Source organism: Pseudomonas silensiensis, from assembly GCF_050434865.1.
GTDB lineage: Bacteria > Pseudomonadota > Gammaproteobacteria > Pseudomonadales > Pseudomonadaceae > Aquipseudomonas > Aquipseudomonas fluorescens_W.
In genome coordinates this window covers 36304-61665 of record NZ_JBNDJH010000001.1, presented here as the reverse complement: position 1 = coordinate 61665, position 25362 = coordinate 36304, and the positions used below count along the sequence as shown (strand labels likewise).

The 25362-nt window shown below is 61.4% G+C and carries 21 protein-coding genes; 13 read left to right on the top strand and 8 right to left on the bottom strand.

All coding sequences use genetic code 11. The features are described 5' to 3' along the window. Positions 1-73 precede the first annotated feature (73 nt). The 6 genes from QF010_RS00270 to QF010_RS00245 are packed head-to-tail and all read left to right on the top strand — an operon-like array spanning position 74 to position 5495. Entirely contained in the window at positions 74-925 is an 852-nt protein-coding gene (locus QF010_RS00270; RefSeq protein WP_033061628.1) for an STAS domain-containing protein, read from the top strand. 4 nt (positions 926-929) lie between these two features. Further along, the gene (locus QF010_RS00265) at positions 930-1292 is read left to right on the top strand and encodes an STAS domain-containing protein (RefSeq protein ID WP_033061627.1); all 363 of its coding nucleotides are present in this window, start codon (positions 930-932) and stop codon (positions 1290-1292) included. Beyond that, on the top strand, positions 1289-1693 hold the full coding sequence (locus QF010_RS00260) for an anti-sigma regulatory factor (protein WP_033061626.1): 405 nt from the start codon (positions 1289-1291) through the stop codon (positions 1691-1693). Before QF010_RS00265 ends, QF010_RS00260 begins: the two co-directional genes overlap by 4 nt. Continuing rightward, a complete protein-coding gene (locus QF010_RS00255) occupies positions 1690-2694 on the top strand; it encodes an ATP-binding protein (protein ID WP_429512991.1) in 1005 nt (334 codons plus the stop codon). The genes QF010_RS00260 and QF010_RS00255 overlap by 4 nt, the downstream gene beginning before the upstream one ends. Next, complete coding sequence (locus tag QF010_RS00250) at positions 2687-3562, top strand: sensor histidine kinase (protein WP_033061625.1); 876 nt, start codon at positions 2687-2689, stop codon at positions 3560-3562. Before QF010_RS00255 ends, QF010_RS00250 begins: the two co-directional genes overlap by 8 nt. After that, positions 3552-5495, top strand: a complete 1944-nt coding sequence (locus QF010_RS00245) for a response regulator (protein WP_429509386.1) — start codon at positions 3552-3554, stop codon at positions 5493-5495. Before QF010_RS00250 ends, QF010_RS00245 begins: the two co-directional genes overlap by 11 nt. A gap of 51 nt (positions 5496-5546) precedes the next feature. Here the strand turns inward: QF010_RS00245 and uvrA are convergent, their stop codons facing one another. The 3 genes from uvrA to QF010_RS00230 form a co-directional block, all read right to left on the bottom strand. Further along, on the bottom strand, positions 5547-8165 hold the full coding sequence (uvrA, locus tag QF010_RS00240; RefSeq protein WP_033061623.1) for an excinuclease ABC subunit UvrA: 2619 nt from the start codon (positions 8163-8165) through the stop codon (positions 5547-5549). Between the two features lie 58 nt (positions 8166-8223). Then, positions 8224-10335: a hybrid sensor histidine kinase/response regulator gene (locus QF010_RS00235; protein ID WP_429532306.1), complete on the bottom strand. Its 2112-nt coding sequence runs from the start codon at positions 10333-10335 to the stop codon at positions 8224-8226. A 320-nt stretch (positions 10336-10655) separates the two neighbouring features. Further along, positions 10656-11345, bottom strand: coding sequence for a GntR family transcriptional regulator (locus QF010_RS00230; protein WP_008154995.1), 690 nt, complete (start codon positions 11343-11345; stop codon positions 10656-10658). A gap of 140 nt (positions 11346-11485) precedes the next feature. Here QF010_RS00230 and QF010_RS00225 point away from each other — a divergent pair, with 140 nt between their 5' ends. The 7 genes from QF010_RS00225 (at position 11486) to QF010_RS00195 (ending at position 18890) form a co-directional block, all read left to right on the top strand. Further along, a complete protein-coding gene (locus QF010_RS00225) occupies positions 11486-12571 on the top strand; it encodes an ABC transporter ATP-binding protein (protein ID WP_429532305.1) in 1086 nt (361 codons plus the stop codon). Between the two features lies 1 nt (position 12572). Next, complete coding sequence (locus tag QF010_RS00220; RefSeq protein ID WP_429509385.1) at positions 12573-13490, top strand: ABC transporter permease; 918 nt, start codon at positions 12573-12575, stop codon at positions 13488-13490. Further along, complete coding sequence (locus QF010_RS00215; RefSeq protein WP_033061619.1) at positions 13487-14275, top strand: ABC transporter permease; 789 nt, start codon at positions 13487-13489, stop codon at positions 14273-14275. Before QF010_RS00220 ends, QF010_RS00215 begins: the two co-directional genes overlap by 4 nt. Before the next feature lie 39 nt (positions 14276-14314). Then, the gene (locus QF010_RS00210) at positions 14315-15379 is read left to right on the top strand and encodes an extracellular solute-binding protein (RefSeq protein WP_429512989.1); all 1065 of its coding nucleotides are present in this window, start codon (positions 14315-14317) and stop codon (positions 15377-15379) included. Between the two features lie 155 nt (positions 15380-15534). Continuing rightward, positions 15535-16731, top strand: a complete 1197-nt coding sequence (locus QF010_RS00205) for an amidohydrolase family protein (RefSeq protein WP_429532304.1) — start codon at positions 15535-15537, stop codon at positions 16729-16731. Continuing rightward, positions 16728-18215, top strand: coding sequence for an amidohydrolase family protein (locus QF010_RS00200; protein WP_429532303.1), 1488 nt, complete (start codon positions 16728-16730; stop codon positions 18213-18215). The genes QF010_RS00205 and QF010_RS00200 overlap by 4 nt, the downstream gene beginning before the upstream one ends. A 12-nt stretch (positions 18216-18227) precedes the next feature. Then, on the top strand, positions 18228-18890 hold the full coding sequence (locus QF010_RS00195) for a flavin reductase family protein (RefSeq protein WP_429532302.1): 663 nt from the start codon (positions 18228-18230) through the stop codon (positions 18888-18890). Between the two features lie 42 nt (positions 18891-18932). On the opposite strand, the gene QF010_RS00190 is transcribed toward QF010_RS00195, so the two are convergent. From QF010_RS00190 to QF010_RS00170, 5 genes are all read right to left on the bottom strand, one after another. Next, entirely contained in the window at positions 18933-19592 is a 660-nt protein-coding gene (locus tag QF010_RS00190; RefSeq protein WP_429509381.1) for a DUF799 domain-containing protein, read from the bottom strand. After that, positions 19589-19933: a DUF4810 domain-containing protein gene (locus tag QF010_RS00185; protein ID WP_429532460.1), complete on the bottom strand. Its 345-nt coding sequence runs from the start codon at positions 19931-19933 to the stop codon at positions 19589-19591. Before QF010_RS00185 ends, QF010_RS00190 begins: the two co-directional genes overlap by 4 nt. A gap of 60 nt (positions 19934-19993) precedes the next feature. Next, a complete protein-coding gene (locus QF010_RS00180) occupies positions 19994-20668 on the bottom strand; it encodes a CsgG/HfaB family protein (RefSeq protein WP_429532459.1) in 675 nt (224 codons plus the stop codon). Positions 20669-20865: 197 nt separating this feature from the next. Beyond that, positions 20866-23964, bottom strand: coding sequence for an error-prone DNA polymerase (locus QF010_RS00175; RefSeq protein ID WP_429532301.1), 3099 nt, complete (start codon positions 23962-23964; stop codon positions 20866-20868). Continuing rightward, positions 23940-25355, bottom strand: a complete 1416-nt coding sequence (locus QF010_RS00170; protein WP_429532300.1) for a Y-family DNA polymerase — start codon at positions 25353-25355, stop codon at positions 23940-23942. The genes QF010_RS00175 and QF010_RS00170 overlap by 25 nt, the downstream gene beginning before the upstream one ends. Positions 25356-25362 lie beyond the last annotated feature (7 nt).

Below are 25362 nucleotides of genomic sequence, written 5' to 3'. Positions count from 1 at the left end.
CACGGCAAATGTCACTGACTTTACGCCGGTCAATATTCGGGAACCGGCAAACACTTCCAGGGAGACAAGGCACATGGCGGCATTGCAAACCAGCACACTCGATGCGATGACAAAAAACCAGACGCAACTGTTGGCCGAATGGACCAACGGCCTTGAAGCCAGCGGTGCCGCGCGCAACCTCAAAGAGCAGGATCTGCGGCAACAGACATCGGAGTTCCTGCAACTGATCGTCTCGGGACTTGAACGAGGCAACAGCCAGAATGTTGCGGCACCGGGCTGGGACGAGATCCGCCAGTTCCTCGAAAAACTCTCCCACAGTCGCGCCCTGCTTGGCCAGGACTCGTACCAGACCGCCAGCTTCATCTTTGCGCTGAAAGGCCCGCTGTTTGCGCTCCTGCAGAATCACTACCAGGACAATCCGGCACTGCTGGCCGAGCAACTCTGGGAAGTCTCCGAACTGCTCGATGCCCTGGGCATGCACACCATCCGCACCTTCCAGAAGTCCCGTGAAGCGGTGATCAAGCGCCAACAGGAAGAGCTGCTGGAACTGTCGACCCCGGTGGTCAAGCTCTGGGATGGCGTGCTGGCGCTGCCGATGATTGGCACCCTCGACTCACAACGGACTCAGGTGGTGATGGAATCGCTGTTGCAGCGGATCGTCGATACCGGTTCGGAAATCGCCATTATCGACATCACCGGCGTGCCGACTGTCGATACGTTGGTGGCTCAGCACCTGCTCAAAACGGTGACCGCCATTCGCCTGATGGGCGCCGATTGCATCATCAGCGGCGTGCGTCCGCAGATCGCCCAGACCATCGTGCACCTGGGGCTGGACCTGCAAGGCGTGGTCACCAAGGCCAACCTGGCCGATGCCCTGAAACTGGCCCTGACCCGGCTGGGGTTGACTGTCAGCAAGGCGGACTGAGCCGATGGAGCGCATTCCGATTTTGCAAATGGGCGACTTCCTGCTGGTGACCATCCAGGTCGACATGCATGACCAGTTGGCCCTGACCCTTCAGGACGACCTGTCGGAGCGCATCAGCAAGACGTCGGCCCACGGCGTGCTGATCGATATCTCTGCGCTGGACATGGTCGACTCTTTCATTGGCCGGATGATCGGCACCATCTCCGGCCTGTCGAAAATCATGGATGCCCAGACCGTACTGGTCGGCATGCAACCTGCCGTTGCCATCACCCTGGTTGAGCTTGGCCTGACCCTGCCCGGCGTCAGTACTGCGCTGAATGTCGAGCGCGGCATGAAACTGCTACAGGAACGAGTACGTGAGCAATGACCGTGCGCAGCAGCGGCACTCAGCCGATTCACATCGAACAGGACGTGGTGCTGGCTCGGCAGACGGCGCGCAAGTTGGCCACCGAGTGCGGCATGCGCCTGATCGACCTGACCAAACTGGTGACGGCAGTCAGTGAGCTGGCACGCAACACCATGGTCTATGGCGGTGGTGGCGAGATGGACTGGCAAATCCTTGACGAAAACACACGTACCGGCCTGCGCCTGACCTTCCGCGACGAAGGGCCGGGCATTGCCGACGTCAAACTGGCGATGACCGACGGCTGGACCTCCGGCAACGGCTTGGGGCTGGGCCTGACCGGCGCCAAGCGGCTGGTGGAAGAGTTCGAACTCGAGACCACGCCCGGCAAAGGCACTCGCATCACGATCACCCGATGGACATGAATATGGCAGGTTCAATGACGCAAGTGCTGCCCATCGAAGACAGCAGCCAAGTCGGCCATGCGCGGCGCACGGCGCAGAAACTTGCAGAAGAACATGGCTTCGACGCCACCGATGCCGGACGTGTGGCGCTGGTGGCTACCGAGCTGGCCAGCAACATTCTCAAGCACGCCGCTCGCGGTGAACTGCACCTTCGGATCTTGCCTCGAGCGTCAGGCGCGGGGATCGAAATGCTCGCCGTGGACCGCGCCCAAGGCTTTGATTTGCACGCATGCCTGACCGACGGATTTTCCACCCGCGGCACCCAGGGCATCGGACTTGGAGCCGTGTCGCGCCAGACGGAAGTGTTCGACGTCTATGCCGACTCACGGGGTGCCGTGCTGCTGACGCGGCTGTATCCGCGCAGCGACAAGGCCCCGGACCGGCGAGTCGGCGTCAGCCAGCATTCGCTGCGCAACGATCCTGCCTGCGGTGATGTCTGGCACCTGGCATTCGATGGGACACGCATCAGCGCCTTGGTGATCGATGGCCTGGGGCATGGCGAAGAAGCCGAACGTGCCGCCCGCGCCGGCGAAAAGACTTTCGCCCTGTCGCCCTTCGCCTCACCCATGCTGTTGCTTGAGGACATTCATCAAGCCATGACCGGCACCCGCGGAGGTGCCCTGGCGATCGCGCAGTTCGACGGTGACCATCTGAAATTCGTCGGGATCGGCAACATTGGCGCCTGCCTGATCGCACCCGACAAAACCCGCGGCCTGGCCTCCCACCCCGGCATCGTCGGCGGCCAATACCGAAAGGCGCAACCCTTTGACTATGCTCAAGTGAACGGACATTTGTTGATCATGTACAGCGATGGCCTGCAGTCCCGTTGGAACCTGCAAGATTACCCCGGCCTGGTGCACCGCCATCCCGCGGTGATTGCCGCCATTCTGCACCGCGATTTCTGCCGTGGACGAGACGATGTCACGGTGTTGGTCATTGCTCTGGAGGCCGTCCATGGCTGAGTCACCCATGAGTCAGATTGACGAACAAGCGGCGCTGGTTGCGCAGTTGCAGGCCGAAGCCTGTGCCTTGCGCGAAGAACTGGATGAGACCAACCAGGGCGTTCTGGCGCTGTACGCCGAGCTCGACACCCAGGCCGAACAGTTGCGTCAGGCCTCGGACCTCAAAAGCCGTTTTCTGTCGTACATGAGCCATGAATTCCGCACGCCACTGGGCTCGATTCTGAGCATCACCAGCCTGCTGACCGATGAGCTCGACGGTCCCCTGAGCCCCGAACAGCATAAACAGGTGGCCTTCGTCAGCGTTGCCGCGCGCGAGTTGAGCGACATGGTCGACGACCTGCTGGACCTGGCGAAAATCGAAGCCGGGCGCATCACCATTTCACCCGCCTGGTTCGACATGCTCGACCTGTTCGCCGCCCTGCGCGGCATGTTTCGACCGATTGTCGACGCCAGCGCCGTGGACCTGATTTTCGAAGAACCGGTGGGCCTGCCCAAGCTGTACACCGATGACAAGAAACTCGCGCAGATCCTGCGCAACTTCATTTCCAACTCGTTGAAGTTCACCACCCGCGGGGAAGTCCGGGTCTCGGCCCGGCTGGAGGGCTGCGACCACGTGCGCTTCGCCGTCAGCGATACCGGAATAGGCATCGCCCCGCAGCTACATGACGGATTGTTCGAGGACTTCTCTCAGGTCGACTCACCGTTGCAAAAGCGCCTTCGCGGCACCGGGCTCGGACTGTCCTTGTGCAAACGCTTCGCGCAGCTGCTGGGTGGCGACGTCGGGGTTCAGAGCACGCCGGGCACAGGCTCGACCTTTTTCGTGATCATCCCTCTGGCCATCGCCTTGGAGCCCGTCGATGAAGCGTGACATCCGTTTGCTGATCGTCGACGACAACGTCGCCACGCGCTACGCCCTGCGCCGACGCCTGGAGCGCCACGGCTATGAAGTGCTCGAAGCCGGCACCGGCACCGACGGCCTGGAGCTGATCGACAGCGTGACGATCGACGCGCTGATCCTCGACGTCAATCTGCCAGACATGAGCGGCTTCGACATCGTGCGTAAATTGCGCGCCGAACCCGCCACTGCCCTGCTACCGGTGATTCACGTCTCGGCGGCCTCGATCCAGACCGGCGACATCATTACCGGCCTGGACGCGGGTGCCGATGCCTACCTGATCCACCCGATAGATCCGGATGTACTGCTCGCGACCTTGCGCACCTTGCTGCGGGTGCGTGATACCGAAAATGCCCTGCGCGAAAGCGAGGCGCGGTTTCGGGAAATCTTTGTCAATGTCTCGGCGCCCATTGCGGTGCTGGATGCCGAGTTGAAGGTGCATGAATGCAACCATGCCTTCGCGCAGCTGATTCAGAACAATCTCAACCCGGACACCTTGCGCGAGTGCTTTGCCGAGGATCAGGACATCGTCATCGAGGAACTGCGTCTGCGCCTGGCCTATGGCGAGCGTTGGAAAGGCACGCTGAACATGCGGGTCCACGGTGAGGTTCGCGAAACCGAGTGGCAGATTTCGCCGTACCGCACGCCGGAACTGAGCCTGGTGTTTGTCGAGGATGTCACTGAACACCGTCACCGCGAACGCTCGCACCTGGCCCGGCTGGACGACGCCACCACCCAGTTGGCCAAAGAAGTCGCCGAGCGAGCGCGAACCGAAGCTCAGCTGCTGCAAGTGCAGAAAATGGATGCACTGGGCAAGCTGACCGGGGGCATCGCCCACGACTTCAACAACTTGCTGACCGGCATCATCACCAGCCTGGAACTGATCCAGAAACGGATCGCCGCCTCACGCACCGACAAGGTTCAGTTCTACGCCGAAGCCGCCTTGAACTCGGCCATGAGTGCCGCGTCCCTGACCCATCGCCTGCTCGCTTTCGCGCGCCAACAGCCTCTCGATACCCGGCCCGTGGACATCAACGAACATGTGCGCTCCCTTGAAGAATTGCTGGTGCGCACGATCGGCGAGCGCATCGCGCTGAAACTCGAATTGACCACTAAACCCGCCATCGCCCTGGTCGACCCCATTCAGCTCGAAAGTGCGATGCTCAATCTGGTGATCAACGCTCGCGATGCCTTGCCCCAGGGCGGCAACATTTGGGTCAGCACCTATGCCGCCTATTCCCATGGCGACCCCAATCTGGCCGATGGTGCGTATGTCGCGTTGTCGGTGCGCGATGACGGTACCGGTATCGAACACAGCGTGATCGACAAGGTGTTCGAACCGTTTTTCACCACCAAGCCGCTGGGCCAGGGCACCGGGCTGGGGTTGTCGACCATCTACGGGTTCGCCCGGCAATCAGGTGGCGATGCGCACATCCGCAGCGTCGCCCGGCGCGGCACCGAAGTGACGATTATGCTGCCGGCCAGTTCCAGCCCTACGGCCGGCGAACTCGTACCAGCCACCGTCGATCCTCAGGGTGCCGGCGAACATGTGTTGATCGTCGAGGACACGCCGTCGGTGCTCATGTTCGTGGCCGAAGTGTTGGTGGATGCCGGTTACCGTTGCACTCAGGTGGGCGACATCGAAGGTGCCCTTGAGCGCCTGCAAAACGATGAGTCCATCGACCTGTTGCTGACCGACGTCGGACTGCCGCGCATGAGCGGCCGCGAGCTGGCCGATGTGGCACGGGGCTGGCGCGAAAAACTGCCGATCCTGTTCATGACCGGTTATGCCGAAACCGCGATCAACCGTCAGGTGTTCCTCGGCGATCGCATGGAGATGCTGATCAAGCCGTTCCAGATCAATGAACTGCTGGCCAAGGTGCGGCGCACGCTCGACAGCGCTTAAAGATCAAAAGATCGTCCGAAGGTTCGGGCCGCGTTCGGACGATCTTTTGATTTAGCCCAAGGTTCTGGCCAAAAACGGTGCCGTCCGGCTCTTTTTGCTGTTGGCAACTTTCTGCGGCGTGCCTGCCACGACAATCTTCCCGCCCTGATCCCCCGCCCCCGGGCCGATGTCGATCACCCAGTCACTCTGTGCGACCACGCGCATTTCATGTTCGACGACGATCACCGTATGCCCCGCCGTCACCAGCGTATTCAACTGTTCGAGCAAGCGATCGACATCCCTTGGGTGCAAACCCGTGGTGGGCTCGTCGAGCACATACAGCGTCGCCCCGCGCTGGTTGCGTTGCAGCTCTGTGGCCAGTTTGATCCGCTGGGCTTCACCGCCCGACAGCTCGGTCGCAGGTTGGCCGAGGCGCAGGTAACCCAGGCCGATATCGCGCAGCACTTCCAGCGAGCGGCGAATACCCGGTTGCTCGGCAAACACCGTGACCGCCTCGTCCACCGTCAGTTGCAACACCTGGGCGATGTTCAACCCTTGCCAGATGATCGCCAGCGTCTCGGGGTTGTAGCGCGCGCCGTGGCAGGTTGAGCACGGTGCATAGACGCTGGGCATGAACAGCAACTCGACGCTGACAAAGCCTTCACCTTCGCACGTCGGGCAACGGCCCTTGGCGACGTTGAAGGAAAACTGGCCCGCGTCGTAACCCTCGGCCTGCGCTTCAGGAGTGGCTGCATACAGTTTGCGCACGTTGTCGAACAGCCCGGTGTAGGTCGCCAGGTTTGAGCGTGGCGTGCGGCCGATGGGTTTCTGATCGACTTGCACCAGGCGCTTGATCGATTCCAGCCCCGCCGTGACTTGACCGCCGCTCATTTGCGGTGCGTCGTCTTCAAGGCTCAACGCTTCTGGCTCGCTGTCACTTGCCGCGCGCCCGAGATGCGCGCCTACCAGTTCCAGCAGCGCCTGACTGACCAGACTTGATTTACCGGAACCGGAGACGCCGGTCACCGCGGTAAAACAGCCCAGCGGAAACTCGACGCTGAGGTTGTTCAGGTTATTGCGGGTGATGCCTTCGAGCCGCAGCCAATCGTTCGCCTTGCGGCTGGCTTGGGGCTGAGTGACTTGCTCGGCGAACAGATAAGCGCGCGTCTGCGAGTTCGTCACCTGCGCCAACCCCGGCGGTGGTCCGCTATACAGGATCTGGCCGCCATGCTCGCCGGCCGCCGGGCCAACGTCGATCAACCAGTCGGCGCGGCGCATGGTTTCCAGATCATGTTCGACCACGAACAAGGTGTTGCCGGCAGCCTTCAGGCGTTGCAGCGCTTCGAACAATGCTTCGCCATCCGCCGGGTGCAATCCGGCCGACGGTTCATCCAGCACGTAAATCACGCCGAACAACTGCGAACCCAATTGCGTCGCCAGGCGCAGACGCTGCAACTCGCCGGACGACAGCGTCGGCGTGCTGCGTTCCAGCGCCAGGTAACCGAGCCCCAGATCGGTCAACGTGCTGACCCGCTCCAGCAAGTCCTGAGCGATCCGCTGCGCGGCCAGGCGTTTCTCTACTGACAAGTTCGGTGTGTGGCGGACATCCGGCGCGTTGGCATGACCACTGGCGCCGTGGGCCACTCGTTGCTCGCGGGCCTCGCGGGTCTGCTCGTGCGTCAATACTTCGCCCGCCGCCTCGGTCTGTTCGAGGTAGCTGTGAGCGGCCACTGGTCTCAAGACTTCGGCCACTTGCAGCAACGGCATCTGCGACAGTTCGCCGATGTCGTAACCGGCAAAGGTCACCGACAACGCCTCGCGCTTGAGCCGTTTGCCGTCGCACAACGGGCACGGGCTGCCAAGCATGAATTGCGAGACGCGCTTCTTCATCAGCGCGCTTTGGGAATGGCTGAAGGTGTGCAGGATGTAGCGTCGGGCGCCGGTGAACGTGCCCTGGTAACTCGGTTCCATGTTGCGTTTGAGCGCGATTTTGGTTTCTTCGGGGGTGAGCCCGGCATACACCGGCACCGTGGGTGTTTCTTCGGTGAAGAGAATCCAGTCGCGCAGTTTTTTCGGCAGATCGCGCCAGGGTTTATCGACGTCGTAGCCCATCGTCACCAGGATGTCGCGCAGGTTCTGTCCCTGCCAGGCGGTGGGCCAGGAGGCGACCGCGCGCTGGCGAATGGTCAGGCTCGGGTCCGGGACCATCAGGGCTTCGGTGACTTCATACACCCGCCCCAATCCATGACATTCGGCGCACGCGCCCTGGGGCGTGTTGGGCGAAAAGTCTTCGGCATAGAGCATCGGCTGCCCCGGCGGATAACTGCCGGCCCGGGAGTACAGCATGCGGATCAGACTTGACAACGTCGTCACGCTGCCCACCGAAGACCGCGTGCTCGGCGTTCCCCGTTGTTGCTGGAGCGCCACCGCCGGTGGCAAGCCTTCGATAGAGTCGACGTCCGGCACCCCGACCTGATCGATCAGACGCCGCGCATAAGGCGCCACGGATTCAAAATAGCGGCGTTGCGCTTCGGCGTAGAGGGTCGAGAACGCCAGCGACGACTTGCCCGAGCCGGACACGCCGGTGAACACCACCAGGGCATCCCGGGGGATGTCGACATCGACGTTTTTGAGATTGTGTTCCCGGGCGCCGCGCACCCTGACCATGCCGGAGGGAGGGTTGGAAGTCATGGACCAGCCTTGGTTAGATAGCGGAAAGAATTCTGACGAACGATCAGCGCGTAGAGGGTTAGCCGTTGAGTACGGTGCGTACCATTTGGGTGAGCGCCTCGGGACCATAAGGTTTGCTCAGCAAATAAGTATCAGGGCTGAGTTGGTGATTGCGCGAGATCATGTCACGGGTGTGGCCCGAGGTGAACAGCACGGCCACCGGCGGCGTCTGCACCTTGGCCCAGGCGGCCAGGTCCGAGCTTTTGATCAGGCCGGGCATAACCACGTCGGTGAAAATCAGGTCGACCACGGCGCCATCCAGCAACATCTGCATCGCGGCGTCACCGTTGGCCGCCGTCAGCACTTGATAACCTTCTTCGCTCAGTAACTCCACTGCTGAACTGCGCACCGCCTCGTTGTCCTCGACCACCAGAATGGTTTCGTGTCCGCCTCGCTGTTGCGGGTCATGACGTGTCGTTTCGTTGAGCATCGGGCGCCGGCTGCGCGGGAAATACAGCTGCACCCGAGTGCCCTGCCCGACCACGCTGGAAATCTCGATATGCCCGTCACTCTGCTTGACGAAACCGAACACCATGCTCAGCCCCAGCCCCGTGCCCTGGCCATCGGCCTTGGTGGTAAAAAACGGTTCGAAAGCCTGGGCGAGCACCTGCGGCGACATGCCAACCCCCTTGTCAGCCACCGCTACGCAGACATAGTCGCCCGCGACGATGCCCTTGCCTGCACAAAACTTGCGATCAAGGACAACGTTCTCGGCGCTCAGGTCAATGATCCCCTCGCCCTTCATGGCGTCACGGGCATTGATCGCCAGATTGAGGATGGCGTTTTCCAGTTGATTGTGGTCCACGTAGATGTGCCAAAGGGCTTCGACCGTGCTGACATTGATCTGGATGGTTTCCCCCAGCGCCCGCTGCAACAATTCCCCGAGCCCATCGAAGACCTGCCGCAGGTCGCAGACCGCTGGCGACAAGGGCTGACGACGGGCGAACGCGAGCAATTGCGAAGACAGTTTGGCGCCACGTTCAACCGCGGCAATCGAAGCGCTGACCCGGCGCTGCACGTTGGCGTTGTCCGGCTCATGCCGCGCTAGTAAGTGCAGGTTGCCGGCGATCACCTGCAACAGGTTGTTGAAGTCATGGGCCACGCCGCCGGTGAGGCCGCCGATGGCTTCGAGTTTCTGCGATTGACGCAATTGTTCTTCAGCGGCCAGCCGCGCTTCGACTTCGTCGGCAACGCGTTGCTCCAGATTGCGGGTGAACTTGAGCAGTGATTCTTCGGCGATCTTGCGTTCGTGGATATCGATCAACACCCCGGGAAAACGCAACGGTTCGCCCTGCTCATTGAACTCGCAGCCCCCACTCGCCAGCACCCACAGATAACTGCCATCCGGGCGCAGGACCCGATACTCGGCGTTAAACGGTTCGCCGGTTTCCACTGATTGGTTGATCTGCTCCTCCACCCAGCTGCGGTCATCGGGATGGATCCGTGCTGCGGCGATGTCCATTGGCAGGTCGGCGAGGTTTTGCTCCGGCGGGTAGGAAAAGGTGCGGGCGAAACGCTCATCACCGGAGAGCACATTGTCCTTGATGTCCCAGACGAACGAGCCGAGCAAAGCCCCGGCATTGAGTGCCAGGCGCACCCGTTCGTTGTCGGCGTGATAGGCGTCCTCGGCGGCCTGTCGGCGGCGTTCGGAGATCACATGCTCGGTGGTCTCGACCACCATCGCCATCACCCCGGCCGGTTTCCCGTCGTCATCAGCGACCGGGCTGTAATAGAGGTCCAGCCAGACGTCTTCGGGAACCCCGTCGCGCAGCAACTCCAGGACTTTGTTGCGATAGGACAAGGTGCCGCCGGCCAGGCAGGTGTCGACCACATGCCGATTGAATTCGGCGACTTCCGGCCAGCCCAGTTCCACCGGGGAACCCAACAGGTAAGGATGGCGACCACCGGCAAATTTCGAATACGCGTCGTTATAGATCATGTAACCCGGCCGGCCCCACAGCATCACCATCGGCAGTGGCGACGCGAGCATCAACTGCACCGCGCTGCACAGGCTTCTGGGCCAGGTGTCCATGTTCCCAAGCTCGGTCAGGCTCCAGTCGAACGCGCGGATGCGCCCGGCCATTTCACCGTTCCAGCCTGCACACCCATGGCTATCGTCTAGAAACTGCATCGACTGACTCTGTATCCCTGTAGATGACTGGCTTAAGGGATCGCAACGGCATGAGGATGGTGCGTGCCCGTTTGTTTTCGAGCATCGCCGTCGCCAATGGTTTCATAGAGGTTAGCTGATTCTTGATCTGCAGATTTTTGTGGGTTGCCCTGAGGGCTTTGTAGCAGCTGCCGAGCCTGCGAGGCTGCGTTCGGCGGCGAAGCCGTTGTGAATTCAAACACCTCGGTGTGTCAGGACAAACTCGCATGCAGGTTTTACGACTGCTTCGCAGCCGAACGCAGCCTCGCAGGCTCGGCAGCTGCTACACGGTTTCAGCGTGGCTAGACCTCAATCAGGTGCTTGAGCGGGTGGTAGCCGGTTTTCAGCGTGGCGGCGACGTCGAGGATTGCCTTCTCGATGCCATTCAAATGCATGCAAGTCAGTTCGATGGCGGCGCTCTGGTTGCCGGCTTCGATGTACTCGATCAGCCGCAGGTGTTCGTCGTCGCGGCAAGCCTCGTGGCTGTCGTCATCCAGCGCGGCGGCGTACAGCGAGGCGCGGGAAATCAGCTTGCGGAACCAGTCCAGCAACACCGGGTTGTTCAGGCTTTGCGCGAGCTTGATATGGAATTCGCCAAGCAAATGAATCAGCCGTTCATGGTCGCCACTGCGGTGCGCTTCATCCTCCAGTAACAGGTGATCGCGCAGGTCCTGGGTCACTGCCGTATCACGACGACGACAGAGCTCGGTGACGATGCCGATCTCGATCAGGCGCCTCGTTTCAAACAGCGAGCGGATCTCCTCATCACTGGGCAACGACACCGACGCCCCTTTATTGGGCTCGGTGGTGACCAGGCCATCGGCCTCCAACTGTTTGAGCGCGGCACGAACCGACGTCCGGCTGACATTAAAAAGTTCGGCCAATGACGCTTCGCCGAGCTTCATCCCGGGACGCAATGAACGTTTGCTGATCGCCTCGTAAACCCCTTGGTAGACGCGGTCGACCGTGGTCTCGAGCTTTTTCTCGGTCATCTGAACACTCCTTTAGCGCTAAACAACCGGCCCCAGGCGATGAGCAGCCTTTGAAAAAGGGGGTTGCACGAGCAGATTAATCCGGTTATTTCTAGATTGCATCCAGATATTGCATACAATAATTAGAGGAATGCACCATTATGGGTCATCCAAGAGCAATCGAAGTGCGTAACGTCTCCAAGCGGTATTCCGACGATCCGGGGCTGGCTCCAGCCCTCGACAACGTTTCAGTCGACATTGCCGACAATGAATTCTTCACCCTGCTCGGCCCTTCCGGCTGCGACAAGACCACCCTGCTGCGCACCATCGCCGGCTTCGAACAGGTCAGCGAGGGCGAGATTCGTCTGGCGGGCGAGCCGGTCAATGATTTGCCACCGTTCAAGCGCCGGGTCAACACAGTATTCCAGAGCTACGCGCTGTTTCCACACATGAGCGTCGCGCAGAATATCGCCTTCGGCCTCGAGATGCAGGGTCTTGATCGCAAGCTCATCCCGCAACGGGTCGATGAGATGCTGGCGCTGGTGCAAATGCAACACCTGGCCCAGCGCAAACCGGCCGAATTGTCCGGTGGTCAGCAACAGCGCGTGGCCCTGGCCCGGGCGCTGGCACCGAAACCCAAAGTGCTGTTGCTCGACGAACCGCTGTCGGCGCTGGACTTGAAGCTACGCAAGGAAATGCAGGTCGAACTCAAGCGCGTACAGAAGGAAGCCGGGATCACCTTCATTTTCGTCACCCACGATCAGGAAGAAGCGCTGACCCTGTCCGACCGTATCGCCGTGATGTCCGCCGGCAAGATCCTGCAAATCGGCACTCCGAACGATATCTACGAACGGCCGCAGCACCAATTCGTTGCGCAGTTTATCGGCGACATCAACTTCCTCCCCGGCCACCTCAAGCGCGGCCAGCAGAACGAAAAACTGTTCGTGCCGAACGGCATGCCGGTGGAAATCCCTTGCCCGGCTCAAGGCTTCGACGGCACCAAAGTGCAACTGGCGTTCCGCCCGGAACGCTCGCAACTGGTCGACCTGGCCCAACCGCATCACCTGCGCGGCGTGATTGAAGCGGTGTTGTATGTCGGCACCGCGACCCTTTATCAGTGCCGGTTGAACAACGACATCAAGGTCATGTTGCGCGAGAACAACGAAGGCCTGAACCGCGGCCGGGTTGTAGGCGATCGCGTTGCGGTCAACCTGCCACCCCACGCCTGCCTGTTGATGGAGGCCTGAGATGAGCGTCAGCAGCACTTCTCCCGCCCTCAACCGTGCGCTGTTGCTCAGCCCGGTGGTTCTGACTTTGCTGGCGTTGATTGCCATCCCGCTCGGCATCATGGGCTACATCAGCCTGTTGCCGCGCAATGTGTATGGCGGCGTCGACTGGCAGGCCGACTGGCAATTGCAAAGCTACGTGCAGCTGTTTTTCCAGGAAGGTTTCGACGGTGAACTGGAGCTGAACTGGGTCTACGCCCAGGCCCTGTTGCGCTCGGTGTTCCAGGCCGGAGGCACCACGTTGCTGTGTTTCCTGTTCGGCTTCCCGGTGGCGTTGTGGATGTCGAGCCTGACACCGCGTCGGCGCAACCTCATGGTCTTGCTGATCACCATCCCGTTCTGGACCAACCTGCTGATCCGCAACTACGCGTGGCTGATCATCCTGCGCGAACATGGCTGGGTCGCCCAAAGCATCAATGCGCTGTTCCCCCAGGCCGGTGGCATCACCCTGCTCTACAACGACTTCGCGGTCAGCGTCGGGCTGGTCTACAGCTTCCTGCCGTTCATGATTTTGCCGATCTACTCGACCCTGGAAAAACTCGACTGGCGCCTGGTGGAAGCGGCTTACGACCTCGGCGCCAATCGCTGGCACGCGTTGCGGCGGATCATCCTGCCGCTGTCGATGCCCGGCGTGATTGCCGGCGCGCTGCTGGTGTTTGTGCCGAGTCTCGGTGCCTTCATCACCCCGGCGATTCTCGGCGGCGGCAAGACGCTGATGATCGGCAACCTGATCCAGCAACAGTTCGGCACCGCGCGCAACTGGCCGCTGGGCAGTTCGCTGTCGTTCCTGCTGCTGGGGATTCTGCTGCTGTCCCTGGTGCTTTACGCCCTTTATAGCCGCAGCACCGCCAAAACCCTGCGTCGGGGAGCCACCGCATGATCGCCCTGCACCTGAAAAAACTGCCCCTGACCCGCGAAGTCAGCCTGTTGATCCTGGCCTATCTGTACGTGCCGATCTTTGTGCTGATCGCCTACAGCTTCAACGCCAACCGTTCGGCTACGGTGTGGACCGAGTTTTCCTTTGCCTGGTACGCAAGGATTCTGGCCAACCCGTCGATCCAGACCGCCGCGCTGAACTCGATCATCGTCGCCGGCATCGCCACGGTCTGCGCCACGGCCATTGCCTTGCTCGCAGCACTGGCGACGTACCGGCCGTTCTATGGACAGAAGATGGTCGAGGGCGGGATCAACCTGCCGCTGATCCTGCCGGAGATCGTCACGGCCGTGGCCACGCTGCTGCTGTTCATGGCACTGGGGATCAAGCTCGGTTTGCTGACGGTGATCGTCGCGCACATCGGCTTCTGCATTCCGTTCGCCTACCTGCCGATCCGGGCGCGGCTCAATGACCTCGACAAGAGCTTGCTGGAGGCGGCGAACGATTTGTACGCCAACCCGTGGCAAGTATTTCGTCGGGTGACGCTGCCGCTGCTGTGGCCAGCGGTGTTGTCCGGTTCGGTGTTGGCGTTTGTGGTCAGCCTCGACGATTTCATCATGACCTTCTTCGTCGCCGGCCCCGGTTCGACGACGTTGCCGGTGTACATCTTCTCGGCGATCAAATCCGGTGTCACGCCGGAGATCAACGCGATCTCGACCCTGATGCTGGTGATTTCCATCGTGCTGGTGGTGCTGGCCTTCTGGCTGGGACAGCGCGGCAAAAACCAATGAGCCCTTTCCTTCGCGGTACTTTCGGAGCGTAAAACCATGATGTTGAAAAACACGATCTTCAAAAGCATGCGTTACGGCGTCGCCGGTCTGGCCCTCAGTTGCTTCAGTGTGTTCACCGCGCAGGCCGCCGAACCCAAGGAACTGTTCTTCTACAACTGGACCGACTATTACCCGGTGGATCTGCTGGCCAAGTTCGAAAAGGAGACCGGGATCAAGGTCACCATGGACGGCTACGACAGCAACGAAACCCTGCTGGCCAAGCTGCAGGCCGGCGGCGCGGCGTATGACGTGATCGTGCCGTCGCAGTCGATCATGCGCACGTTGATTAACCAGAACCTGCTACTGCAAATCGACGCGTCGACCCTGCCCAACTTCCAGTACGTCAAACCGGCGTTCCGCGACCCGGGTTTCGACCCGGGCCGCAAGTTCTCCGCCCCGTACCTTTGGGGCACCACCGGGTTTTCCTATGACAGTGCGCGGGTGCCCGGCGGCAAACTGGACGATTCGTGGAAAGAGTTCTTCGAACCGCGCAAGGAACTGGAAGGCCAACTCGCCGCCCTCGACACCTCCAGCAGTGTGATCAACGCCGCCAGCCATTACCTGAACGTCGATGAATGCAGTGAAAACCCGCAGGACGCCAAGCGCATTCTGGAGCTGCTGCAAAAACAGAAACCGCACTTGAAGATGTACAGCTCGGACAACACTGTCGACCGCATGGCCTCCGGTGAAGTGATCATGATGCAGAACTGGAACGGCTCCACTGCCCGGGCCACGTTGCAAAAAAGCACCATCAAATACGTGTACCCGCGCGAAGGCCTGGCGATGTTCCAGGACAACTTCGCCGTACCGAAAAGCGCCCCGCACCCCGGCAACGCGAAGATCTTCATCGACTGGATGATGAAACCGGAAAACGCCGCCGCCGTGTCCAACGCCATCGCCTACGCCAACGGTATCCAGAGCGACAAGCTGATCGACGCCAAATGGCGGGTGATGGACGCGATCAACATGCCCGACGAGTTCGCCTCGCGCCTGCGCCCGGAGAAAGAGTGCAGCAACAAGGCGCGCGAGCTGCAGGATCGGATCTGGTCGAAGCTCAAGGGTTGATTGCCTGACTTAAGACCGCGTCGCGGCCTTCGCGGGCAAGCCTCGCTCCTACAGGATTCGGGTTGAATCGCAACGTTGTGATCGACAACGAACTGTAGGAGCGAGGCTTGCCCGCGAAGAGGCCAGCGAATACACCATAAAATTTGAGGTTCGATATGACCCAACCCCGCTGGCTGCGCAATGTGCGGCCCTACGGTTCAACCGCCGAAGACCTGCTGATCGAAAACGGCCTGTTCAAGCAACGCCGCCCGGCATCGGCCGCCGCCCTCACCACCACCGACATCGACGGCCAAAACCAGCTCCTCACCCCTGCCCTGGTTGAAAGCCACGTCCACCTCGACAAAACCCTCTGGGGTCAACCCTGGCGCCCGAACAGCGCCGGCCCGACGCTCAAGGACTACATCGCCAACGAGCGCCGCGTGCTGCGTGAAGTCCAGGCACCGATTGCCCAACGCGCTGGCGCCCTGCTGGAAAACTGCATCGCACGTGGCTCGCTGACGATGCGTTGTCACGTCGACATCGACCCGGAATTCGGCCTGCGCCATGTCGAAGCCATGCAGCAACTGCGCGAAAACTACCGCGACCTGATCGACCTGCAACTGGTGGTGTTCCCGCAAACCGGGCTGATCAGCCGCCCCGGCACCGCCGAACTGATGCGCGAAGCCATGGCCCTGGGCGTGGAAAATGTCGGCGGCCTCGACCCCTGTGGCATCGACAATGACCCCATAGCCCAGCTCGACTTTGTGTTCAAACTGGCCAGCGAATTCGAGCGTGGCGTCGACATTCACCTGCACGACAAAGGCGAACTGGGCCTGTGGCAGATCGCACTGATCGCCGACTACACCGAACGTTTCGGGCTTCAGGGTCGGGTGATGATCAGCCACGCCTACTGCCTGGGGATGCTGCCGTGGAGCCAGGTCAAGCCGGTGGTTGAACGCCTGGCGGCACTGGGCATTTCCCTGATGAGTTCGGCGCCGGCCGATTGCGCGGTGCCGCCGTTCCTTGCGTTGCGCGAGACCGGGGTGAACGTGTGCCTGGGTTCGGACGGCATTCGCGATGCCTGGTCGCCCATGGGCAACGGCGACATGCTGGAACGGGCGATGCTGCTGGCCTTTCGTTTCGACTTGAACAAGGACGATGAACTGACGGCGGCGTTCGAAGCCGCGACGTTGAATGGCGCTCGGGCGTTGGGCTGTGAAGGTTATGGGCTGGAGATCGGTGCGCCGGCGGACTTTCTGCTGATGCCGGTGCAGACGCTGGGTGAAGCGGTGGTTTCGCGTCCGGTGCGCCAGGTTTATCGCGGCGGTGAGTTGATCGCCTCCGGTGGCCGACTGCTGGAAAGTCGCTTGTGAAAAGGATTGGATTGAAAGCCAGTTGCGTGGTCGGGTTCGACGGCACCCAGCATGTGCTGTGGCGCGACGGCGAAGTGGTGTTCGAAGGTTCGCGCATCGTGTTTGTCGGACGTGATTATCCGGGGCCGGTGGATCAGTGGATTGATTACGGCAACGCGTTGATCGGTCCGGGCTTCATCGATCTGGATGCCCTCGGGGATCTTGATTCGACGGTGCTGACGCTGGACAACGGCGATGAACGCGACATGGGCCGAATGTGGTCCGAGGACTACCTGGCGGCGGGCCCGAGAGAGAGTTACAGCCCTGATGAAGAAGTCTTCAAATACCGTTACGCCTTCACTCAGCTGATCCGCAACGGCATCACCACCGCCCTGCCGATCACCTCGATGTATTACCGCGAGTGGGCCGAAACCTACGACGAGTTTTCTGCGGTGGCCGGTGTGGCGGCCGAGTTGGGGCTGCGGACTTACCTCGGCCCCTGCTACATGAGCGGCATGAGTTACTGGCGCGCCGATGGAAGCCTCGGGCATCACAGGGATGAAGCGCGAGGCATGGCCGGGCTCGATGCGGCTGTTCGGTTTTTCCATGATTTCGACGGTGCGCACGAGGGTTTGATTCGCGGCGCGCTGCTGCCGGACCGCATCCAGACCTGCACCCCGGCCCTGCTGCAACGCACCGCCGCGCTCAGCCTGGAACTGAACGCGCCGATGCGTTTGCATTGCTGCCAAGGGCTCGGTGAGGTGGCGATGGTCGAACAACTGCGCGGTACTTCGCCGCTGGGCTGGTTGCAGCAACTGGATCTGTTGACCCCACGCAGTCTGCTGCCCCACGGCCTCTACACCTCAGGCGATGACGATCTGCAACGCGTGGTGGATGGCGGCGCAAGTCTGGTGCATTGCCCGGTGGTGTTTGTCCGTGATGGCGAGGCGCTGAACTCTTTCGGTCGTTATCGGGCCAAGGGCATTAACTTCGCCTTGGGCACCGACACCTGGCCGGCGGATTTGCTGGAAAACATGCGCCAGGGTCTGAACATCGCGCGATTGATGGAGGGTGGCAACTCGCTCACCACCACGCTGGATTTGTACAACGCTGCCACCCTCGGCGGCGCCAAGGCTTTGGGCCGTGATGATCTGGGCCGCTTGGCACCGGGCGCCAAGGCCGACATCACAGTGTTCAACCTTCGTGGTCTGCACCTGGGGCCGCTGTTCGACCCACTGAAAAACCTGGTATTGGCCGGGCGCGGCGATGACTGCATTGCCAGCTACATCAACGGCCGCTGCGTGATGCAGGACGGTCAGGTTCAAGGCGTCGACTACCCCGCCCTGCAACGCCAGGCCCAACAACAGTTCGAAAAACTGATGCGCAGCCACAGCAACCGAGCCTTCGGCCAACCGGACTGGAAAGGCCTGTTCAAACCGGCCATCCCGTTCGCTGACGACTACAGCGCAGACGCGCCGCTGAGCGCGATTGATCCACTTCTTTAGAGAACTCTGCCCATGCAAAGCTTTGACTTCAGCCAATTGAGCCCGCGAGACAAGTACAAGATTCTGATCGGCAGCGTGGTGCCACGGCCGATTGCCCTGGTCACCACCATCGACGGCGAAGGTCGGATCAACGCGGCGCCCTTCAGCTTCTTCAACGCCCTCTCGGCCGACCCGCCAATCCTCGCGTTGGGCGTGGAAAACTACGGCGACCAAAGCCCCAAGGACACCACGCGCAATATCCAGCTCAACCAGGAATTCACCGTGAACATCGTCAGCGATGCCCTGGTGGAAGCCATGAACGTCTGCGCCGTGCCGTTCGCCCCCGGTTTCGACGAGCTGACAGCCGCCGGCCTCACCGCCATTCCCGGCACCACGGTCAAATGCCCACGGATTGGCGAAGCACCGGTCGCGTTGGAGTGTCGGCGGATGATGGCGCTGTCCATCGGGCAGTCACGGGAGATTATCTTTGGCGAAGTGTTGATGGCGCATGTGCGGGATGAATTGATCGACCCGAAAACCTTGTATATCGATCAGCTCGGGCTCGATGCGATTGGCCGGATGGGTGGGCATGGGTATGCGCGTACGCGCGATTATTTCGATTTGCCGACACGCTCGTTGCAGGCGTGGACGGAGGCGCCGGGGGGTGGCGAGCGGTTTTGGCCGTCAGGTAAATGATCGTTCCCACGCTCCGCGTGAGAACGATCCTGCGCAGAAGGTTCAGTCAGTGCCGTATTTCGGCGAACGCGGCCCGTACAGCAAGCCCGCCGGTTGTCCTGCCGACAGCAGCCGAGCGCTGGTCACACCGGCAATCGGGTGACCGGCATCGTTGGAACTGTTGATCACTTGCTTGACCGCCGCCGTAATCAGCATACCAATCAAACCACCGCCACCGTTGTTACCGCCCTCCTCGCTCGAAGCCCGGGCCGAACCGGTCCACAGGGTGGTGCCGCTCTTGAGGTCCACCAGTTTCGCGCTGGCCGTCACCACGGTTTCGCTGCTGATGATCATGTAGCGAGTGCCGTAGTCCGTCACGGTGATGTACAGCGCAGCATCGGCACCGAAGATTTCTTGCAGTTTATTGGCCGGTGCCTGATGGATATCCGCCGGCGTGGTCAGGCCATTCTGGCGGAACGTCTCATCGACCAGGGCGATCGGCAGCACGTAGTAACCGGCTTCAGCCAACGGGTACGTGACCTGCGACAACAGGCTGTAGGACGCCTTGACGTCCGGCGAGTTGTTCAGCGGCGGCAGCACCAGAATGGTTTTCGGACGACTTTGCTTGTAGGCCGAATAGTCCACGGTCTTGGGGCTGACGCAGCCACCGAGCACCGCCAGTGCCAGTAGCCCGGCCATCAGTTTCAATGAGCGCGCGATCATTGGACGACTCCGGTCTTGGCGTTTTTAAGCAGAAAGTCCATGTACGGCGTCGACTCGGGGAACAACGTCTTCTCGGTTCTGAATTGCTGCACCATCTGATCGTCCTTGCCCATGCTCAGGTACAACAGGCCCAAATGAGCGTGGTAGCCCGGTGGCGGCGTCTTGCCGGTGGACCTGATCTTCTGCAGGTCGCGCTCGAGGGCTTCGGCCTGAGCTTCCTTGGGCTCTTCACCCTTGAAGTACTCGTAGACTTCCGGCTGGTAGCTTTCCCACTGGTAAAGGGTTTTCGGGCCGCTGTTGCAGCCGGCCAACAGGCCACTGACCAACACGGTCGACGCCATCAGCGCCCATTTCGCATAAACCTTGAACATGCTTGTACCGCTCCTTGTCATCGACCTTGATCAGTTGCCCGGTTTCCATGCACCGGCATTCATGCCGTCCACCAGACGATTGATCGCCTCGCGCATGGCCAGGTCGAGCACTTTGCCGTTGAGGGTCGAATCGTAGGAAGCGGTACCGCCAAAGCCGATGACTTCACGGTTGGACAAGGCGTATTCGCCCGCGCCCTGAGTCGAATAAACCACTTCGGACGTGCTGATATTGACGATGTTCAGGTTGACCTTGGCGTAGGCCACCTGGGTCTTGGCGCGGCCAAGAATGCCGAACAACTGGTGATCGCCAGTCTCTTTGCGGCCGAACTCGGTGACATCACCGGTGACCACAAAATCAGCCCCCTTGAGGCGCTGGGACTGGCCCTTGATCGCGGCCTCCTGCTGGATCTCGCCCATGTTGTCGCGATCCAGCACGCTGAAGCGGTTGGTTTGCTGCAAGTGAGTGATCAGGATGGTCTTGGCCTGACCGCCAAGGCGATCTACACCGTCGGAGAAGATCCCGCGCATGTAGCTCGAGCGGTTGTCGAACTTGCCGACCGCCATGGGTACGCGAACGCCGGCATAAGCGAGGCTGGCGCTTTCGACCTTTTCTATTGGCAAGGCGCGCGAGCTTTCGGTCGCACATCCAGCCATCGCACCCAAGACGGCAACCGCTGTCGCCGATACCAACATCCGAGAGATCATTCTCACTGCGCATTCCTTTTGAAAAACGGTTTATCCCGGCACGGCAATAGCCAGCCACTGCGGGTTGCAGCGGCAAAAAAAGCGAGGGGGAATCAAATCGACAATCGACGTGCGGGACGTCGGCGGCCGGCATTATGCCAAAGTGCCATCATTGAAGACAGTATTAAATGTTAGGCGTGGTAACGATCAGGTCGGGTTCAACGGAAATCCCGGCTGCGTACGCTGATGCCGTCGAGCAATGGGCTCAGGTCGCTCAACCGTCCGGCAATCAAATGCCGCACTTCGCCTTCCTTTTCCCAGCGCCCGTCGACCTTGAGCAATTGCGAGCCGACCAACACCTTGCGCTGCCGGTCGGCCAGGTCGCGCCAGACAATGACGTTGACGTTGCCGAACTCATCTTCCAGGGTGACAAAGGTCACACCACTGGCGGTGCCCGGACGTTGTCGACCGGTCACCAGCCCGGCGACACTGACCGGTCGCCCATGCTCGACCTCCAGCAGTTCCTTCGAACTGCGGCAGCGCCGGGCTTTCAATTCACCGCGCAAAAGAGCCAGCGGATGCGGGCCAAGCGTGGTGCCGACACTGTTGTAATCGGCTAGCAGGTCCTCGCCCACGGTGGGTTTGGGCAAACACACCGCGCCCTCCTCCTGACTCGGCAGACCGGCAAACAAACCGAGCTGTTTCTGCACACCCGCCACTTCCCATCGAGCCCGATGACGGTCACCCGCCAAGCCACGCAGCGCACCGGCATCGGCCAGTTGTTCCTGAGCGCGGGCGTCCAGTCGCGCCCGTTCGCCGAGGTCGGCAATGTCGATAAACGCCCCCTTCGACCGTGCGGCTTCAATGCGCCGGGCATCGTCCTCGCGAAAGCCCTTGATCATCCGCAACCCCATGCGAATCGCCGGTTGAGCTCCGGTGATCGGTTCAAGGCTGCAATCCCAGTCACTGGCGCGCACGTCGACCGGGCGAATCTGCAAATGATGCCGGCGCGCGTCCTGCAGAATCTGGTCCGGGCTGTAGAAACCCATGGGCCAGCTGTTGATCAGCGCACAGGCGAAGGCCGCCGGCTCGTGGCATTTCAACCAGCAACTGGCGTAGGTCAGCAAGGCGAAACTGGCGGCGTGAGACTCGGGAAAACCATAACTGCCGAAACCTTTGATCTGCTCGAAGATCTGTGCGGCAAACTCGGCCGTGTAGCCGTTTTTCTTCATCCCGGCGGCCAGGCGATCCTTGTGCGGCTCCAGCCCGCCGTGGCGTTTCCAGGCGGCCATGGAGCGGCGCAACTGATCGGCCTCGCCGGGGCTGTAGTCAGCGGCGACAATCGCAATCTGCATCACTTGTTCCTGGAATAGCGGCACGCCCAGGGTGCGCTTGAGCACGGTTTCCAGTGCCGGCGACGGATAGATCTCCGGTTCTTCCTTGTTTCGGCGTCGCAGGTACGGATGCACCATCCCGCCCTGAATCGGCCCCGGACGGACGATCGCCACCTCGATCACCAAGTCATAGAAGGTCCGGGGCTTGAGCCTCGGCAACATCGACATCTGCGCCCGGGACTCGATCTGAAACACGCCAATGGTGTCGGCACGGCCGATCATGTCGTAGGTTGGCGAGTCTTCGGCCGGGATCGTTGCCAGGCTCAAGTCCCGATGGCGATGACGGCGCAACAGATCGAAGCAGCGGCGAATCGCACTGAGCATGCCCAACGCCAGGATATCCACCTTGAGCAGCCCGACGGCATCGAGGTCGTCCTTGTCCCACTGGATGATGGTGCGCTCGGCCATGGCGGCGTTTTCCACCGGAACCAGGCTGTCCAGAGGCTGCTCGGAAATCACGAAACCACCGGGGTGCTGGGACAGGTGTCGGGGGAAACCGATCAACTGCCCCGTCAGGCTCAACACCCGGCGCAGCACCGGGCTCTCGGGATCGAACCCGCCTTCAAGCAGGCGTTCCACGGGCGGTGTTTCATCACTCCAGTGGCCACAGCAATCAGCCAGGGCGTTGATCTGATCCGGCGGCAACCCCAAGGCCTTGGCCACATCACGCACCGCGCCGGCCGCGTGATACGTGCTGACCACCGCCGTCAGCGCCGCGCGGGTCCGGCCATAACGCTGGAACACGTACTGCAAGACTTCTTCGCGACGTTCGTGTTCGAAATCGACGTCGATGTCCGGCGGCTCGTTGCGTTCCTTGGAGAGAAAGCGTTCGAACAACAGCGTGGTGCGATCCGGATCGATTTCCGTGATGCCCAAGGCAAAGCACACCGCCGAGTTGGCCGCCGAACCACGGCCCTGACACAGGATTTTTTGCTCACGGGCGAATCGCACAATGTCGTGAACCGTCAGGAAATAGCTTTCGTAGCCCAGCTCGGCAATCAGCTCCAACTCCTTATCGATCTGCGTCAGCACCTGGGCCTGCGGGCCTTTTGGCCAGCGCCACGCGATGCCCTCCACGGTCAAATGTCGCAGCCAGGACGTGGCGGTCTGACCTTCTGGCACCAACTCCCGGGGATATTGATAACGCAACTGACCGAGGTCGAAGGTGCAGCGCCGGGCGATGTTCAGCGTTTCGTCGAGCAGTGTTTGCGGGTAGATCGATTGCAGCGCATCGAGACTGCGTAAATGCCGCTCGCCATTGGGATGAAGACGCAGCCCGGCCTCCGCCACCGGCACGTGATGACGGATCGCAGTCATGGTGTCCTGCAAGGCGCGCCGCCCACGAGCGTGCATGTGCACATCGCCGCTGGCCACTGCAGGGATTCGCAGTTCGCCTGCCAGGGTCAGCAGCGCAGTCAGTCGTCGGGTATCGTCCTGGCCGCGATGCAGCTGGACGGCCAGCCACAGGCGTTCGGCGAAGGTCCGTTTCAGCCAGTGGCCCTGTTCGAAGTCATCGACCGCGTCCGGCACCCACAACGCCAACAGCCCCGGCAAAGGTTCGCTGAAGTCTTCCCGCAGCACTTGATACTGGCCTTTCTGCGTGCGACGTCGCGCTCGGGTAATCAGTCGGCACAGGGTCTGGTAACCCTCGAGGTTTTCCACCAGCAACACCAGTTTCGGACCGTTCTCGATGCGTACTTCGCTGCCGATGATCAGTGGCAGCTCCACGGATTTGGCCGCTTGCCAGGCGCGGACGATACCGGCCAGGGTGCATTCATCGGTGATCGCCAAGGCCTGATAACCCTGTTTTTTCGCCCGCTGAAACAGTTCGAGGGCACTGGAAGCACCGCGCTGGAAACTGAAGTTCGACAGGCAGTGCAGCTCGGCATAGTCGATGCTCATGCGAACCAGCCTTGCAGCCACAACGGGCCGTCCTCACCGACCGCACGATAGGCCCAGCCCTGCTGGCCGGAACGGGTTTCGATCAGGAAGTAATCGCGACGCACATCGGCGCCGTCCCACCAACCGGACTCGATGCGTTCCGGCCCCATCAGGATACGTGCCGAACCTTCGTGCACCGCCAGTGGCTCAGTCAGCAGCCAGCCCGGACGTTGCACGCCTGGCAGCCCTGCACAGCGCTGACTGTCGACACTGGCCTGCCACGCGCATTCCGGCCGGTGATCGGCCTGGAACCGCAAGCCCTGCACCGCGTCATCCCCCAACCGCGCGCGCAAGCGTTCGCGCAGTTGCTCCCAGGGCAAGGACTGCTGCGGGCGGTCGTCGAACAGTTCCTGATACTGGGGAACGAAGGCCGGCAAGTCTTCGGCGCGCAGGCGAAAACCACGCACCGGGGCCTCGACCTGTACGTGCTCCAACCGGCCCCGGGCCAGTTCAAAGAGCATTGCCGCATCACGTTCGGCGCTGAGCAGGCCGACCTTGATGACGGTGTCCGGCAACCCGGCGTGTTCCAGGTGCAGGTCGAAACGCTGCACGCCGCTGTCCCGACCGCAAAGAAACGCCGACAGGTCGCCGGTCAATCGGCGTAACGGAAACAGCAGCGCCTGATGGGACTGCACGTCGAAGTTGAGCTCGATGCGCACATCGAAGCGGTCCGGCGGCAGGTAGAACGCCAGCGCCAGCCGCCGTAACCCGAGCAAGGCGTCCAGATGCTTGAGCACCTGGGCCTCGAAACGCCGGGCCAGACTATGACGAGGCAACGCCTGAACCTGACTCAAGGTGCGTAAACCCATGCGCGACAACGCGGTGGCAACGCTGGTTTCCAGCCCGATCCGGTCGATGGGCAACTGCCCAAGATGATGTTGCAAGGCTTGATCGTCGGGCACCACCAGACCGTCATACGCGTTGGCCAGCACCCGTGCGGCCACCGGGTTGGGCGCGGCAACAATTCGATGGCGAAACCCCAGTTCGCCGAGCTCGGTCCGCAACCGCGCCTCGAATTGCGGCCAGGCGCCGAACAATCCCAGGCTGGACTCTATTTCAAACACCACCGCACGCGGGTAATGCACGCTGACTTGTGAACTGAATCGATAAGCCCAGGCGGCCAGAAACTGCTGCCAGTGCTCGATCTCGGCAGCGTCGTATTCAGCCGTGACAAATCCTTTGCTCAAGGCCTGGGCCGCCGTCATCGACTGGCCCGGACGCAAGCCCAGCGCCCGCGCCGAAGCGTTGACCGCTTGCAACACCCGACGCTGGGCCGGGCCGGTCAGCAGCGCCAGCGGTTCATCGGGATCGGCGCGCTGACGCAGTACCGCGTCCAGCGCCAATTGCGGGAAGAGAATGCACACCCAGCGCATGGCAACC

Coding starts and splice junctions, on each gene's coding strand:
- QF010_RS00265 (WP_033061627.1), top strand. CDS start 930: ATGGAGCGCATTCCGATTTTGCAAATGGGCGACTTCCTGCTGGTGACC.
- QF010_RS00245 (WP_429509386.1), top strand. CDS start 3,552: ATGAAGCGTGACATCCGTTTGCTGATCGTCGACGACAACGTCGCCACG.
- QF010_RS00255 (WP_429512991.1), top strand. CDS start 1,690: ATGAATATGGCAGGTTCAATGACGCAAGTGCTGCCCATCGAAGACAGC.
- QF010_RS00170 (WP_429532300.1), bottom strand. CDS start 25,355: ATGCGCTGGGTGTGCATTCTCTTCCCGCAATTGGCGCTGGACGCGGTA.
- QF010_RS00235 (WP_429532306.1), bottom strand. CDS start 10,335: ATGCAGTTTCTAGACGATAGCCATGGGTGTGCAGGCTGGAACGGTGAA.
- QF010_RS00190 (WP_429509381.1), bottom strand. CDS start 19,592: ATGATCGCGCGCTCATTGAAACTGATGGCCGGGCTACTGGCACTGGCG.
- QF010_RS00230 (WP_008154995.1), bottom strand. CDS start 11,345: ATGACCGAGAAAAAGCTCGAGACCACGGTCGACCGCGTCTACCAAGGG.
- QF010_RS00180 (WP_429532459.1), bottom strand. CDS start 20,668: ATGATCTCTCGGATGTTGGTATCGGCGACAGCGGTTGCCGTCTTGGGT.
- QF010_RS00215 (WP_033061619.1), top strand. CDS start 13,487: ATGATCGCCCTGCACCTGAAAAAACTGCCCCTGACCCGCGAAGTCAGC.
- QF010_RS00225 (WP_429532305.1), top strand. CDS start 11,486: ATGGGTCATCCAAGAGCAATCGAAGTGCGTAACGTCTCCAAGCGGTAT.
- QF010_RS00185 (WP_429532460.1), bottom strand. CDS start 19,933: ATGGCGTCGACCGTGTTGGTCAGTGGCCTGTTGGCCGGCTGCAACAGC.
- QF010_RS00195 (WP_429532302.1), top strand. CDS start 18,228: ATGCAAAGCTTTGACTTCAGCCAATTGAGCCCGCGAGACAAGTACAAG.
- QF010_RS00210 (WP_429512989.1), top strand. CDS start 14,315: ATGTTGAAAAACACGATCTTCAAAAGCATGCGTTACGGCGTCGCCGGT.
- QF010_RS00270 (WP_033061628.1), top strand. CDS start 74: ATGGCGGCATTGCAAACCAGCACACTCGATGCGATGACAAAAAACCAG.
- QF010_RS00205 (WP_429532304.1), top strand. CDS start 15,535: ATGACCCAACCCCGCTGGCTGCGCAATGTGCGGCCCTACGGTTCAACC.
- QF010_RS00220 (WP_429509385.1), top strand. CDS start 12,573: ATGAGCGTCAGCAGCACTTCTCCCGCCCTCAACCGTGCGCTGTTGCTC.
- QF010_RS00250 (WP_033061625.1), top strand. CDS start 2,687: ATGGCTGAGTCACCCATGAGTCAGATTGACGAACAAGCGGCGCTGGTT.
- uvrA (WP_033061623.1), bottom strand. CDS start 8,165: ATGACTTCCAACCCTCCCTCCGGCATGGTCAGGGTGCGCGGCGCCCGG.
- QF010_RS00260 (WP_033061626.1), top strand. CDS start 1,289: ATGACCGTGCGCAGCAGCGGCACTCAGCCGATTCACATCGAACAGGAC.